Raw genomic sequence first — 14,923 nt, 5'->3', positions numbered from 1 at the left:
AATCCGGCTTTTATAAAAATATTTATTTGGTATAAAATTTATACTGTAAATAATTCCTGTAATTCAGGAAGAATTTCATCAGGATTATGATTTTTTGTTAATTTTACTATGGAAGTTCCTACAATTAATCCATCTGCAGAATCCCGCAGCTTTTTTATATCTTCTCTGTTTTTTATTCCAAAGCCTATAGCTACAGGAAGTTCTGTATGTTCTTTTATTTCATTTATAAAATCTGTGAGCCTGTCAGGGGAAACCTGTTTTGTTCCCGTAACTCCAAGTGAGGCAATGGCATATATAAAACCGCTCCCCTGTGAAACCAGCTTTGGAATACGGTCTTTCGAGGTAACGCTTACAAGAGGAATAAAGGCAATATTGTTTTTATTTAGTTTATCAATAAGTTCCTGCGCTTCTTCATAAGGCAGGTCAGGAATTATAAGTCCGGTTATTCCAGCTTCGGCGGATTTTTTTATAAAGTTATCAATTCCATAGGCAAAAATAAGATTGTAATATATTAAAAACACAAGGGGTGTATTAATCTTTTCCTTTTCAGCAGTCAAAAGATCAAAGACAGTGTCAGGAGTAACATTATTCTGTGCGGCAGTAAAAGAAGCTTCAGAAATAATTTTTCCGTCGGCAATAGGATCAGAATAGGGAATACCTATTTCCAATATATCAATTGGTGATTTTTCCAGATTCAGAAGAAATTCTCTGGTATAGTTTATATCCGGGAAACCGCCTACTATATATCCGATATTGACATTTTTTTTCTCTTTAAAAATATTTTCCAGTTTATTCATGGACTTCGCCTCCTTTTAATATAGAAAATACCGTATGCATATCTTTGTCACCACGTCCTGAGATATTTACAACAATATTTTTCTTTCCTTCAAGAACAGGGCAGAGCTTTTCAAGGTAAGCCACAGCATGTGCACTTTCTATAGCAGGAATTATTCCTTCTTTCTGCGTAAGCAGCAGCAATGCTTCCATAGCTTCGTTATCAGTAACAGCTGCATATGTAACTCTCTTTGTATCAAAAAGAAAAGAGTGTTCCGGACCGACTCCGGGATAATCAAGTCCCGCTGATATGGAATGAACGGGATTTATACGGCCGTATTTGTCCTGAAGTACATAAGTCTTCATTCCGTGAAGTATTCCCGGACTTCCCATTGTGAGAGTAGCGGCGTGTTCATCTGTATCAATACCTTTTCCTCCTGCTTCAATTCCATATAATGCGGTATCTTTGTCGTCAAGAAAAGCTGAAAAAATTCCCATGGCATTGCTGCCGCCGCCGACACAGGCAATAATACAGTCTGTATTCCCGTATTTTTCCATCTGTTTTTTTGTTTCATCACCAATAACAGACTGAAAGTCTTTTACCATTTCCGGATACGGATAAGGGCCTACCACTGAACCTATGACATAAAACACATTCTCCACTTCGTTAACCCATGCCTGAATAGCAGCAGTAGTAGCTTCTTTTAATGTTTTCAGCCCTTCTTCCACGGAAATAACTTTAGCACCAAGCAGTTCCATACGGAAAACATTTAATTTCTGTCTCTCTATATCAACAGCTCCCATATAAACGTCACATTCCATGCCCAGAAGAGCGGCAGCTGTAGCTGTGGCAACTCCGTGCTGTCCTGCACCTGTTTCGGCGATTATTTTCTTTTTTCCCATTTTTTGTGCAAGCAGTGCCTGACCAAGTGCATTGTTTATTTTATGGGCTCCTGTATGATTCAGATCCTCTCTTTTCAAAAATATATTATGCCCGTAATGTCTGCTTAAATTTTTTGCATGGTATAAAGGTGTTTCCCGTCCCACAAAGTCTTTTAGAAGGCTCTGGAATTCATCTCTGAACTCCTTGTCATCAATGGTTTTCTCATATTCTTTTTCCAGTTCTATAAGTGCATTCATAATAGTTTCGGGAACAAACTGTCCGCCAAAATCACCATAATAAGATTTTTTATTCATATTTCATTCCTTTCTTGTTTAACAATATCTATTATATCTAATATAAGGTTTTTATCTTTTCTGTTATTGATCTCTGCTTTGCTGTTGATATCCAGAACTGCCGGATTATATTTCAGGGCATTTTTTATATTTTCTTTTGACAGACCACCAGCGAGAACATATGGAAAATCGAGATTTTTAAGTATACTCCAGTCAAAAATAATTCCGTTTCCGCCGTAATCTTTACCTTTGGTATCAAATAGTGCATATTCAATATAGTCTCTGTAAGGTGTGATATCAGGTATTTCATCAAAAACTCTGAATACTTTCCAGATAGTTCCGCCGAGTTTTTTGCAGAATTCCGGGGTTTCGTCGCCGTGAAGCTGGATAACATCGAGCTTTACGACACTTCTTATTTCCCTTATTTCATCTGCTGAAGAATTTACGAAAACACCTACTGTTTTTTTATTATATTTATGAGCGGTTTCAGTTATTTTTTTAGCAAGTTCCACAGAAACCTGTCTTGGGCTGTTGGCAAAAATACAGCCGAAATAATCAATGTCCAGTTCTGCAAGTTCCAATATCTCTTCTATAGACCTGATTCCGCATATTTTTAGTTTGCTCATAGTTTTCCTTTCCATTGCTTTATTTTTCTATTTTTATGCTAAAAGACCGCCTTTCATAAGGGATTCGCCTATAAGAACCCCGGAAACACCGATAGATTCCACGAATTTTAAGTCTTCATGAGTATGTATACCGCTTTCACTTATAATAGTAATATTTCTGTCAGCGGGAATTTTTGGAAAAAATTTTTCTGTAACAGAAAGTGAAGTTTCAAAAGTGTCGAGATTTCTGTTGTTAATTCCCAAAAGAGCAATATCAGGGATTTTCAAAGCTCTTTCCAAATCTTCTTCGTTATGTATTTCTACAAGAACTTCCAGTTCCAGATCAAGTGCGAGTTTATGAAGCTTTTTCAATTCAGTATCTGAAAGCATTTTTACTATAAGGAGAACTGCACTTGCCCCGATAAATTTTGCCTGTGCTACCTGAAACGGATCAAAAATAAAATCTTTACGCAGTATAGGGATTTCGGGATAAAGTTCTCTGGCAAAACTAAGGTCTTCATTCTTTCCTTTGAAAAAATGGTTTTCTGTAAGGATGGAAAAAGCTGCAATATTATTTTTTACATAATAATCAAGCTGTTTTTCAATGTCAAAAGTATTTTCGGCAATTTTTCCTTTGGATGGAGAAGCTCTTTTTATCTCACCGATTATCTGAATTCCTTCCTTTTTCAAAGCCTTTATAAGTGAGGGTTTTGAAAGAAGATTTTTTTCATCGGAAAGTTGTTTTTCCCTTTCCAGTTTGATTTTTTGCAGTATATTAGACATTAGCTTACCTCCTTTAAAAAATTAATGTAGTTTCTGAAATAATCATAAATATGACCGCTGTTCAGAGCGTTTTCTATTATTGTCTTTGCTTTTTCAGGAGAATCGCAGAAGTCTGATGTATAGACTGCAAACATAGAGTTCAGAACGACAATATCCCTTTTAGCCCCTTTTTCTCTGCCGTTTAGTATATTAATAAGAATTTCGGCATTTTCCTCAGGATTTCCTCCGGTAATTTCACTGTGGGCTGTTCTTTTGAAGCCGTATTCTTCAGGTGAAATATAAAATTCTTTTATTTTATCCTGTTTTACTTCTATGATCTTGGTGTCAGCAGTTATGGATATTTCATCAAGCCCGTCATTTCCCCTTACAATAAGCGCATGTTCTCTTCCCAGATGCCGGAGTGTTTCGGCATAAAGGCTCTGGACAGGTTTGTGATAGATGCCTACAAGCTGATATTTCAAGTGTAAATTTGGGTGAAGAAGCGGCCCTAAAATATTGAAAACTGTTCTTACTCCGAGTTTTTCACGGAGCGTTTTTACTTCTCCCACAAGTTTGTGGAAATATGGCGCATGAAAGAAAGATAGATTTTGATTTTTTAGGATATGCTGCTGTCTGTCAATAGAGCTTTCCAATGGCACATTCAGAATATCCAGAATGTCACTGCTGCCGCTTCTGCTGGAAACAGCTCTGTTGCCGTGCTTCGCCACTGTCACACCGAGAGCGCCGCAGATAAATGCTGTTGCTGTGGAGATATTAATAGTTTTGAATCCGTCTCCTCCTGTTCCGCACACATCAATCATAGCTCCTGTATCTTCAAATGTAGAACTGTATTTTAAAATGTTTTTTACAAAGGCGGCCAATCCTTCCGGTGTAAGACTTTCCTCAGATATAAGAACAAGAAGCGCGCTGAGCTGGTTTTTATCATAAGACTTATCAGCGATGATTTTTACTATTTCTTCAAAATCTGTATTTGAAAGACTTTCTTTATCCTGTAGTTTTATAATATATTTTCTTAGCATAAATTTTCCTCCTGATTATATGATATTGAAATAAAGTTTTTCAGAATTTCCTTCCCGTAATCTGTAAAATATGATTCCGGATGAAACTGAACACCGTATATTTCTTTTGTTTTATGTTTTACTGCCATTATTATGCCGTCATCTGTTTTGGCAAGTATTTCCAATTCTTCGGGAAAGTTGTTTTCAGAGATATACAGTGAGTGATACCGCATAACAGAAAAACTTTCAGGTATATTATCAAATAATTTTTCTTTCTTTATAATATTAATATTGCTGGTTTTGCCGTGAACAGGGATATCAAGACAGTTTATCTCGCCTGAAAGCGAATATCCCACAGCCTGATGTCCGAGACAAATACCCAGAACGGGAATATCTGAAATGTTTTTCAGAATATCAAGACATATATTGCTGTCAGAAGGGTGTTTTGGTCCGGGAGACAGAATAATTCCCGAAGGCTTTAGTTCTCTGATATCTTTTATGGTAATACTGTCGTTTCTTACAGTATAGACACTTTTTCCGCTGATATCCTCAATGTACTGTTTTACGTTGAAAACAAAAGAATCATAGTTATCAATTAGTAAAATCATAAATTTCCCTCCTTTTCAAAAATTCCAGTCAGCGATTTTCTTTTGTGAAGTATTTCGCGGTATTCTTTTTCAGGGTCTGAATCATAGACAATTCCTGCACCTGACTGTATATAATACCTCTTATCTTTATAAAATGCGGTTCTTATAGTAATGGCAATCTGGGAATCACCGTTATAATGCAGAAAGCCCGTACCGCCGCCGTAGATATTGCGTCTGTTGTTTTCCAGCTCTGATATTATTTCCATTGCCCTGATCTTTGGCGCTCCGCTTAGGGTTCCCGCAGGAAATGCAGTGGTTAAAACATCGAAAATGTCAGTTTCCTTCTTCATTTCACCGTAAACATCACTTACAATATGCATAACATGCTGAAAATATTCTATATGCATTGGATTTTCCACTCTGACACTACCCGGTATACTGAATTTTCCTATGTCGTTTCGTGCAAGGTCAATAAGCATTCTGTGTTCTGCAAGTTCCTTGTCATCATTCAGAAGATCATCTGCAAGAAATCTGTCTTCTTCGGTATCTTTTCCTCTGGGTCTTGTTCCTGCAATCGGCGCTATAAAAATCCGGCTGTTTTCTATTTTTAACAGTATTTCCGGACTTGAGCCGATAACTGTACCGTATGGCGAAGGAAAATAAAACATATAAGGTGAAGGATTTTTTTCTGCAAGTTCAGTATAGAAGTCATAAGGATCAAAGTCTGATTCGAGAACTATCTGTGAGCTTAATACTACCTGAAAGATATCGCCTTTTTTGATATATTCTTTTGCTTTACTGACATTTTCAAGAAATATTTTCTTTTTTCTCTGTTCATCACTGATAATTTTAAAGTCTCTGTTCTTATGCGGTTTTACAGTATCAATCTTTCCTTTTAACCGAAGCAGTAAATCTGAATATTTTTCTTTATCTCCGAAAAAGCTGAATACTGAATTTTTCTTATTAAAGTGAAGATATGCACCGGCATCTGCAAATACAAAGTCTGGATAGTAATATTCCGAATTATCATTTTTAATTATTTTCTCAAAATAATGTACAGTTTCATATGAGAATACGCCAAACAGTCCGGAAAAATCAGCAATGCCCTTTTGGGACTTAATAAATCCGCGTATATCTTCATAAGAAAATTTTTCCGAATCAAGATAAGTAACATCAATACCTATAATTACCTGTCTGTTATCTTCTGCAAGATAACTGTTTTGAAATATGTTTTTTATAAGATTAAAGCAGTCGGCAGCTTTATATTCTAAATCTATAATCATGGTTAACCTCCGAATTTTTATAAAATAAAAAGAGTCCTTCGCAGATACCGAAAAACTCTATATAAAAAAAGAGATATCACCAAATTTGATAATATCTCTTTACTATAAATATAAAAGAATCACAAAAATTATTTGGTATAAGCAGAAAAAATATTTAATTGTAAAATATTATTCCACCAGCTCCAAAAATTTCTTTTCATAATTCTCTCCTTTTGTTTTCTTATTTTCTTGAATTCTATTATATTTACACCCTAAAGTCAAATATCAATTATAAATAATAAAAATATATTCAGTATATCATTTGTTGATTTAAAAATATGAAAATGGAATAAATAAGAAAATACAGCTATAATAAGTTGTTGATGTAATAATCGCTCTATAAAATATTTTGAATGATTGTTCCAGAGGCAGAGTTGGAAAGAGTTTGGGAATAATATTCGCCAGAGGGCAAAAATATTAAATTTTTTATTGACAATGAAGTCAAGATAAGATAAAATTGACTAACAGGTCATGGAAAATTTTAGGAGGTTTGTCAAATAATGAAAGAAGACAAGAAAAGAAAAATTGTAGAGAAGGCAATTGAGCTATTCGGTGAAGCAGGATATCTGAAAACAACAGTAGAGGAGATTACCAATTCCCTGAATATCTCGAAAGGAAGTTTTTACACATATTTTGACAGTAAAGAGTCTTTATTGCTGGGTATATTGAACTATCTGTTTGATCAGCACTGTCTGATACTGGACAAGATTGCGGAGGAAACAGAAAAACTCAATGCAGAAGATACTCTGAAATGCTATTTAAAATCCTCTATAGAGAAAACCATGGTTAATAAAAATGTGACTGCTCTAATTCAACAGGTCATATTTAATGACTTTTTCAAAGTAGACGAAATAAAAAGAAAACTTCCGAGCTTTAAAGAAATTGATGTAAAGTTCGTGAGGGAAAATATATTTGAAAAATTGGGTAAAAAACAAAGATATTTTAATAAGAACCTGGTAGTAGAATATACAATTTCATCTATACATACATTTATAATGATGAATCTGAAAGAGAGAGAGACTGAATTTGTGGAGCAAAATAAAGAAGGGATTATTGAAGATCTGACATCTTTAATATTACACGGAATACAAAAGGAGGAATTATGAAAAAGTTAGCGGTGTACCTAACCCTGTGCTTAAGCGCCTTAGCAGCAGAAAAAATTACTATTCAGGAAGCAGCGGAAATGGCTTTGAAAAACAACAGAGACATTAAGATAGAGATGAAAAATCTTGAAAACAGCGACCTGGATGTAAGAAAATCATGGAAAGATTCATTTTTCAAAGTGAATTTTGTATCCAGCGAGACATTTTTTACAGCTAAAGGTTCGAATTCCGAGCTTCCTGACGGGAAACACGGACAGGCAGTCAGCTTGGAGCAGCCGATATTTCAGGGCGGTAAGATATCATCTGGAATAAAAACAGCTAAAACAGCCAAGAATTTATCTATGTATCAATTGGAAAAAACTAAAAAGGACACAGTCCTGAATGTGATAGATATGTATATAGTAGTTCTGAATTATGAGAATAAAACAGAAGTTCTTCAGAGCTCGGAAAAATCACTGAATGAAAACTTGAGAATAATAAAAGAAAAATATAATGTGCGTATGGCTACGAAACCTGATCTTCTTGAAGCTGAAAGATCTGTACTGGAGGTAAAAGCACAGATTCTGGATAATCAGAATCAGGTAAATATAGCAAAGGATAATCTGGTAAAAGCACTGGGACTGAAAGTAGGAAGTGATATTGAAGTGGTTCCTTTCACAGTAGCAGAAAAATTCAGCAGTAAAATCAATTATACCAATGACATTATAAGACTGGAAGATGAAAATTCAGAGTACAAAATTTCTGAACTGCAGTCTGAAATATCAAAACTTAATATTGATTCTGCAAAATCAATTTATTATCCCACTGTAAATGCAAATATGTCTTACGGGACAGATTCACAGTCAGAGTTTGCCGACAGTTTTAAAGGAGAGAATTCCTTTATGAGTGTTGGCTTTACAATTAAATGGCAGTTATTCGACTGGGGAAGTGCCAAGGATGATGTAAAAAAAGCTAAAAATAATCTCGAGATAAGCAAGCTGAAACAGACAGATACACTGGAAAATGTGAGAACTTCATTAAAATCTACATATATGGACATTGTTCATAGTGAAAAGGTTCTTGAAACTAAACAAAAGGCAGTAGAAACAGCGGCAGAAGTATATAAACTCGAAACAGAGAGATATCAGTATAATCTGATAACATTAAGAGATCTCCTGAATGCTGAGGTAAAACTGAGAGAAAGCAAAATAGACTACATATCAACACGTCTGAATTACTATTATTTGATATCTAAATATGAATCTATGTTTAACTAAAATTAGGAGGGAAAATGAAAAAGATTTGTTATTTACTGATAGTTCTTGTTTTTATATTTTCATGTAAGAAGAAAGAAGAAGCAGTAGAATTAGCCCTGCCTGTAAAGGTAGCAGAATTAAAAAATGAAACACTGGAATTAAGTTATTCGGGAAATGCTGAAATAAAGCCGGTAGATGAAGTACCTTATACAGCTTCATCAAGCGGTACGCTAAAAATTATAAATTTTAAAAACGGAGACTACGTTCAAAAAGGTCAGCTTATACTTGCAATAGACGATCAGCAGACAAGATCAAACCAAATGGCAGCTACATCAGAATATAGTATTTCAAAAGTAGAATATGACAAAATGAGAACGCTTTATGAAAAAAGACTGGTGACAGAGACAGATTACTTTGCGGCTAAAAGCAGATTTGATGCAGCGGCGGCGAACTTAGCAGCAACAAATGACAGCGTCAACAGAACAGTTATTCGTGCAGATGTAAGCGGTGTTATTTCAGGACTGAATTTGAAACAATATCAGGAAATAAGAGTAGGGGATACATTGTTTACTCTTGTAAGTGAAGATACAATGGAACTGGAAATCGGAGTTCCTGCGAATACTATAAGCATGATACATATAGGAAGCGCGGTTAAAGTAAAGGTAAGCGAGATAAATAAAGAAGTGGAAGCCTTCGTAAGCGAAGTGAGTCCTGCGGCAGACCCTGTTACAAGACAGTTTTTAATTAAAGTGCGTATCCCTAATCCGGATCGTGAACTTAAAAAAGGTATGTACGGTGTGGCAAGTGTGGATTTAGGTTCTACACAGGGATTGGTAGTTCCGCAGTCATCAATAGTAATAAAAGGAATAAGTAAAGTAATATTCGTTAATAATAACGGAGTAGCAAAACAGGTTAAAGTAAATATAGTAAACCAAAATGATCAAAGTGCAGTTGTAGAAGGTGAAGGACTAACAACAGGCGTGCAATATCTGATAGACGGACAAACTACTATAGAGAACGGTGAGAAGGTAAGAGTAGTACAGTAGTCAGAATAATAAATTTAGAATAGTTAAGAGGTGAAATAATGACAGCAGCAGAATTTGCTCTAAAGAGGAAAGTTACGACTATTGTAATAATGATTGTTATGTTCTTTTTAGGACTTGTTTCAATGATGAATATGAAACAGGAGTTATTACCGAACTTTGATATACCCGTGGTTGTAGCAACGGTTACATGGAGCGGGGCTTCTCCGGAAGACGTAGACAGCCAGATCACAAGACAGGTTGAAGATGCGGTATTGAACGTAGATGGTATTAAAAAAGTAATGACAAACTCACAGTTAGGTGTATCAACAGTAGTAGTACAGTTTGAATATGGTGAGGATACAGATATAAAACAAACTCAGATACAAGCGGAAGTTGATAAAATAAAAAAAGATTTACCGACTGATGCAGATTCCCCTATTATAGGAACATACGAAATAGCAAGCGGAAGCTTAGTATTATTGGTAAACTTTTCAGGAAGTGACGCAGTAGAGATAACTACATTCGCTTCAAACATGCTGGAACAAAGATTAAAGAGAATAAAAGGTGTAGGAGCGGTTGATACCTTAGGAGGGCTGACAAGAGAAATAAGAGTAGAAGTAGACCCTTACAAACTTGAAGCTTTTGGATTAACTCCTGTGGAGTTATACAGTCTTATACAGAGTTCTAATACAATAGTTCCTTCCGGATTCGTAAAAGAGGGTGGAAAAGAATTCCTTTTAAGAGTTCTGGGAGAAATAAAAACACTGGATCAGGTAGAAAATATACTTATTAGAAATAACAGCGGACAAACTTTGAAACTTAAAGATGTAGCAAAAGTCACATATACTACAAAAGACAGAGAAACATATTCGAAGCTTGACGGAACAGATGCAGTAAGTATAGCCATAAGTAAAACCAGTGATGGTAACCTTGTGGAAATAAGTGATAAAGTAAAAGAACAGTTAAAAGAACTGGAACCATATTTCCCATCTGGTTCAAAATATGAAGTAATTTATGACGGAAGCCAAAACATAAAAGATTCCATAGCAAACGTTAGGGATACAGCTGTAGGAGCCCTTGTGCTTGCAGTAATAGTGCTTATGGTCTTCCTTAAAGATATAAGAGCAACATTGGTAGTCGCAATAGCGGTGCCGATATCAATAGTATTTACGTTCTTCCTGCTAACCACACAAGGAGTAACACTGAATCTGGTTTCACTAATGGGTCTTTCATTAGGGGTAGGATCTCTGGTCGATAACTCCGTCGTGGTGCTGGATAATATATTCAGGCATATGACAGAAGAAAAAGAACCAGTAGATGCAGCAGCAGTAAACGGAGCAAATGAAGTAGGACTGGCCTTGGTAGCCTCTACGGCAACATCAGTCTGCGTGTTTTTCCCGATTCTGCTTCAGCAGGGTGCAGCAAGAATGGTATTTAAAGATTTATCATTATCAATTATGTTCGCACACAGTACATCAATAGTAGTAGCATTATTATTCGTACCTTTGGCATCGAAGTTTTTCCTGAATGCAAAGAGAATAAAGCCGGAAGGAAAATTCTTTACAAGCATGAAAGAGGGTTACTATAAGTTTATCGGTTCTGCCCTTGATCACAGAGCTACAGTAATAATAACAGTGTTAGTATTATTCGTACTTTCTATTTTCGGGTTAAGATTCGTAAAAATGGTATTTTTCCCGCAGGTAGATAATAAAGAATACGCTGTAGTTGCCGAGTTATCATCAGGATTAGATTTGACCAAGTCTTATGAAGTAACAAAGCAGATAGAGCAGGTAGTGTCCAAAGATAAGGCAACGGGAGTATACTCAGCAGTTGTAGATAAAAGTTATGCGATAGTAAACGTAAAAATAAAAGATAAGACTAAAGAGAGTACATTTAAAGTAATGGACAGAATAAGAGACCAGCTTCAGGATATACCAGATATAAAATTAAATATGTCTCCAGACTTTAGTACAAGCACTCCAAGCAGAGATTTTGAGTTTCTGGTACAAGGTGATAATATAGACGAGCTGGACAGAATTTCCAAGGGAATAATAGCAAAAATGCAGGAAACAGGCTGGCTTAAGGATATAAAATCTTCATATGAAGGCGGAAACCCGCAGGCCAGAGTAGTAATTGACAGGGATAAAGCAGCAACATACGGAATTTCAGTTACTGATGTGGCAACATTATTAAATATGTCCGTTCTTGGTATAGATCCTATAAATATCAGAGAAGGAAATGATGAAATAGATGTAACAATTCAGCTAGAAGAACAGTACAGAGATACAAATGACAAAATACTGGATTTAAGTATGAAATCGAGCAATGGTTCATTTGTAAGATTAAGAGATTTTGCAAGTATAGAAGAAGTAGAAGGGCCGTCAGCTATAGAAAAGCAGGATGGACTTCAGCAGATAAAAGTAGGAGCAAACATTGGTACAAGAGGATTGAACGAAGCTCTTGCAATAGTACAGCAAGGATTTAAAGATGAAAATCCTCCAACAGGATATCGGATAGGACTTTCCGGAGATGCGGACAGTCAGCAGGAAATGGGTGGAGAATTGGCGCAATCATTGCTATTGTCAATATTCCTGATGTATTTCATCATGGCTGCACAGCTGGAATCTTTCTCGCTGCCGCTTATACTTCTGGGAACACTGCCGTTGTCATTGATCGGGGTGACATTCGGACTTCTGATAACAAATACACCGATAAGTATGTTCGTACTGGTAGGGCTTATCATGCTTGCGGGAATGGTTGTTAATAACGCCATAGTCCTGCTGGATTTCATCGGTCTTCTGCGGAGCCGGGGCATAGAGCTCAGAGAAGCAATTATGGCTTCTGGTAGATCAAGACTAAGACCGATATTGATGACTACATTAACAACAGTACTAGGATGGGTACCTCTGGCTCTGGGAATAGGAACAGGGGCAGGATACTATCAGGGAATGTCAATTGCGGTAATATTCGGACTTTCAAGTTCGACATTGCTGACACTTGTATTCATTCCTGTAGTTTACTCAATGGTAGAAGAGAGAAAACTGAAAGCTCTGGAAAAGAAGAAATATCAAGATGATTAAATAAAGGAGGAGAAGGAATGAAGGAAGTAAAAATATTATTTGCCTCGTACCTTTTGAACGATATTGTGTCAGAAATTAAGGAATCCGGTGTAGAAAGATATCTGATATTATCTAAGATTACAGGACAGTGGAGAAAAGATCTGAAACACTTTGATAATCATGTTTGGCCGGGGACTGACAGTATGCTTCTTCTGATAGTGGAAGATGAGCAGGCACAGGAGATAGTGGATGTAATAAGAAAAGTAAAATCAGATTTAAGTGACAGAATATCCTTGGCAGTAATAGTAACGCCTATTGACGAGGTTGTATTCTAACAGAAATATTATAAAATAAAGAAAAAATAAAAAAAAGTGTTGACAAACAATGGAAGACAGTGTATAATTTCTTTTGTTGTTTAGCCTTGGTGGCGAAATAGGTAGACGCACAGGACTTAAAATCCTGTGGTGATTAGCACCGTGCCGGTTCAAGTCCGGCCCGAGGCACCACTTTAATTATAAACAATGGTTGACGCGGAGTAGAGCAGTCTGGTAGCTCGTCGGGCTCATAACCCGAAGGTCGTTGGTTCAAATCCAGCCTCCGCAACCAAATAAGCCTAGATAGCTCAGCTGGCTAGAGCATGCGGTTCATACCCGCAGGGTCGGAGGTTCGAGTCCTCTTCTAGGCACCAGAGTTATTCCCGACTATTTGATATAGTTATAATTATATATTTAGTACAACATTTAAAGAAATTGGATTAATTGAAGTTAATTCAATTTTTTTTATTAATAATCTAAATAATTCTTGTATCTCTTTTCTATCCATATCTTCCATATTTGCCAACACATCCTCTAAGGTATTTAAAACTTCACTTTCTCCTTCTGTATCAAGCTCAATTAATAGTTTTTCTTGTAATTCAATATCATTATTAATATCCATTTTTTCTTTATTGATTTTTTGAATATAAGAATCCAATTCTTGATTACTAATTATATCGTTTGTATATAAATCAATATATTTCTTTCTTCTATTATCAATTTCTTTTAATTTATCAGTTAAAAGATTAATATGAAATAGGATTTTTTGAATTTCAACTTCGTTTTTTCTCAAATCTCTTAACTTTTCCATTTTTAATAGTTCTTGTATAACTTTAGCTTCTATATCCTCGCTGGGAAGCGAACATGAACATTTATGAGCTCTATAATAATAAAAATAGTTTCCTTTTTTGTTCTTTGAATTTTTATACATTTTTTTTCCATGTTCACATACGATAAGTCCGCTAAATATTAAGATATATCCTTTAAGTGTACAAGGTCTACCAATTTTTAGAAATTCCTGAACAATATTAAAAGTATTTTTATCAATAATAGCTTCATGTTTTCCTTCAAATATTTCTATAGGAGTATCATGTATTTTGACTTTTCCAGTATTAATATTATTTTCTTTTCTACCAAATGGAAACATACCAGTATAAAATTCATTAGAAAGAATCCATTTTATAGATGAAATATGCTTTTTGAATAATTTAGAAGTTTTCCCTAAACTTTTTGTAGCAATATAATATTCAAATATATTTCTGACAATCTGTGACTCATCCTCAACAATGACAATACCATCTTTTGTATTTTCATAACCTAGTGGCATTTTGCCACCTTGCCAATTACCTTCTTTAACCCTCTGCCATTTACTGGTTTTAACTCTTGAAGAAGTTAATTTTCTTTCATATTCTCCTAATGAAGCCTGTATCTGAAAGAATAACATTCCAGTGTGAGTAGTAGTGTCTAATTCAGGTTGAGAAATACTTACGAATTTTATATCATTAGTTTGTAACTTGAAGACAAAGTCTAGCATAGTTCTTGTAACTCTTGAAATTCTTGAACTCTCAAATACAACTAAAATATCAAAATTCTTAATTTCAATTTCTTTTTGTAAATCAATAAAACCTACTCTCTCGTCCTTGCCACCGGATTCAACATCTTGAAATGTTTTGTATACACTATATCCTTTAAGTTCACAAAAGTCCTGACATTTTTTAATTTGATATTCAAGGGATCTACCTTCTTCTTGCATAATAGTAGATACCCTTGCATATATAACAGCTCTCATCTTATTTTGCCTTTCTGCTTAATTGTTTTTCCCTTATAAGATAGATTTTTTTTATTATTTCTTCTTTCATTATTTATACCTCCAACAATTCCGGATTTTCATATTTATTCCCTATGATGATAAAGTTTTTATGCTCGGGATTATATTTTTTTA

13 protein-coding genes and 3 tRNA genes are annotated in these 14,923 nt (G+C 35.2%); 8 read left to right on the top strand and 8 right to left on the bottom strand.

From position 1 onward, the window contains the following. Window positions 1-38: 38 nt before the first annotated feature. The 7 genes from trpA to NK213_RS10890 are packed head-to-tail and all read right to left on the bottom strand — an operon-like array spanning window position 39 to window position 6,206. A complete protein-coding gene (gene trpA / locus NK213_RS10920) occupies window positions 39-797 on the bottom strand; it encodes a tryptophan synthase subunit alpha (protein ID WP_253349026.1) in 759 nt (252 codons plus the stop codon). Next, window positions 790-1,971, bottom strand: a complete 1,182-nt coding sequence (trpB, locus tag NK213_RS10915) for a tryptophan synthase subunit beta (protein ID WP_253349024.1) — start codon at window positions 1,969-1,971, stop codon at window positions 790-792. Before trpB ends, trpA begins: the two co-directional genes overlap by 8 nt. Next, entirely contained in the window at window positions 1,968-2,576 is a 609-nt protein-coding gene (locus NK213_RS10910; protein ID WP_253349022.1) for a phosphoribosylanthranilate isomerase, read from the bottom strand. The genes trpB and NK213_RS10910 overlap by 4 nt, the downstream gene beginning before the upstream one ends. A 33-nt stretch (window positions 2,577-2,609) precedes the next feature. Next, window positions 2,610-3,338 carry an indole-3-glycerol phosphate synthase TrpC gene (locus NK213_RS10905; protein WP_253349020.1) on the bottom strand — a complete coding sequence of 243 codons (729 nt, stop codon included), beginning with the start codon at window positions 3,336-3,338 and terminating at the stop codon, window positions 2,610-2,612. Further along, on the bottom strand, window positions 3,338-4,357 hold the full coding sequence (trpD, locus tag NK213_RS10900) for an anthranilate phosphoribosyltransferase (RefSeq protein WP_253349018.1): 1,020 nt from the start codon (window positions 4,355-4,357) through the stop codon (window positions 3,338-3,340). The genes NK213_RS10905 and trpD overlap by 1 nt, the downstream gene beginning before the upstream one ends. Further along, on the bottom strand, window positions 4,351-4,944 hold the full coding sequence (locus NK213_RS10895) for an aminodeoxychorismate/anthranilate synthase component II (RefSeq protein WP_253349016.1): 594 nt from the start codon (window positions 4,942-4,944) through the stop codon (window positions 4,351-4,353). Before NK213_RS10895 ends, trpD begins: the two co-directional genes overlap by 7 nt. Then, window positions 4,941-6,206, bottom strand: a complete 1,266-nt coding sequence (locus NK213_RS10890; protein WP_253349014.1) for an anthranilate synthase component I family protein — start codon at window positions 6,204-6,206, stop codon at window positions 4,941-4,943. The genes NK213_RS10895 and NK213_RS10890 overlap by 4 nt, the downstream gene beginning before the upstream one ends. Window positions 6,207-6,745: 539 nt before the next feature. Here NK213_RS10890 and NK213_RS10885 point away from each other — a divergent pair. The 8 genes from NK213_RS10885 (at window position 6,746) to NK213_RS10850 (ending at window position 13,355) form a co-directional block, all read left to right on the top strand. Then, window positions 6,746-7,351, top strand: coding sequence for a TetR/AcrR family transcriptional regulator (locus tag NK213_RS10885; RefSeq protein ID WP_253349012.1), 606 nt, complete (start codon window positions 6,746-6,748; stop codon window positions 7,349-7,351). Beyond that, window positions 7,348-8,604, top strand: a complete 1,257-nt coding sequence (locus NK213_RS10880) for a TolC family protein (protein ID WP_253349010.1) — start codon at window positions 7,348-7,350, stop codon at window positions 8,602-8,604. Before NK213_RS10885 ends, NK213_RS10880 begins: the two co-directional genes overlap by 4 nt. Before the next feature lie 14 nt (window positions 8,605-8,618). Beyond that, a complete protein-coding gene (locus NK213_RS10875; RefSeq protein ID WP_253349008.1) occupies window positions 8,619-9,629 on the top strand; it encodes an efflux RND transporter periplasmic adaptor subunit in 1,011 nt (336 codons plus the stop codon). A gap of 38 nt (window positions 9,630-9,667) precedes the next feature. Beyond that, window positions 9,668-12,688 carry an efflux RND transporter permease subunit gene (locus NK213_RS10870; RefSeq protein ID WP_253349006.1) on the top strand — a complete coding sequence of 1,007 codons (3,021 nt, stop codon included), beginning with the start codon at window positions 9,668-9,670 and terminating at the stop codon, window positions 12,686-12,688. 17 nt (window positions 12,689-12,705) lie between these two features. Next, the gene (locus NK213_RS10865) at window positions 12,706-13,002 is read left to right on the top strand and encodes a PG0541 family transporter-associated protein (RefSeq protein WP_253349004.1); all 297 of its coding nucleotides are present in this window, start codon (window positions 12,706-12,708) and stop codon (window positions 13,000-13,002) included. A gap of 83 nt (window positions 13,003-13,085) precedes the next feature. Further along, window positions 13,086-13,173: transfer RNA gene (locus NK213_RS10860), tRNA-Leu, on the top strand. A gap of 23 nt (window positions 13,174-13,196) precedes the next feature. Next, window positions 13,197-13,273 (top strand) — tRNA-Met (locus NK213_RS10855). Between the two features lie 5 nt (window positions 13,274-13,278). Continuing rightward, window positions 13,279-13,355, top strand: a tRNA-Met gene (locus NK213_RS10850). Between the two features lie 32 nt (window positions 13,356-13,387). On the opposite strand, the gene NK213_RS10845 is transcribed toward NK213_RS10850, so the two are convergent. Then, a complete protein-coding gene (locus NK213_RS10845; RefSeq protein WP_253349002.1) occupies window positions 13,388-14,770 on the bottom strand; it encodes a recombinase family protein in 1,383 nt (460 codons plus the stop codon). Between the last annotated feature and the right edge of the window lie 153 nt (window positions 14,771-14,923).

This window comes from Sebaldella sp. S0638 (assembly GCF_024158605.1).
Classification (GTDB): Bacteria; Fusobacteriota; Fusobacteriia; order Fusobacteriales; family Leptotrichiaceae; genus Sebaldella.
The sequence above is the reverse complement of the archived record's forward strand: the minus strand, read 5'-3'. Positions and strand labels throughout refer to the sequence as shown.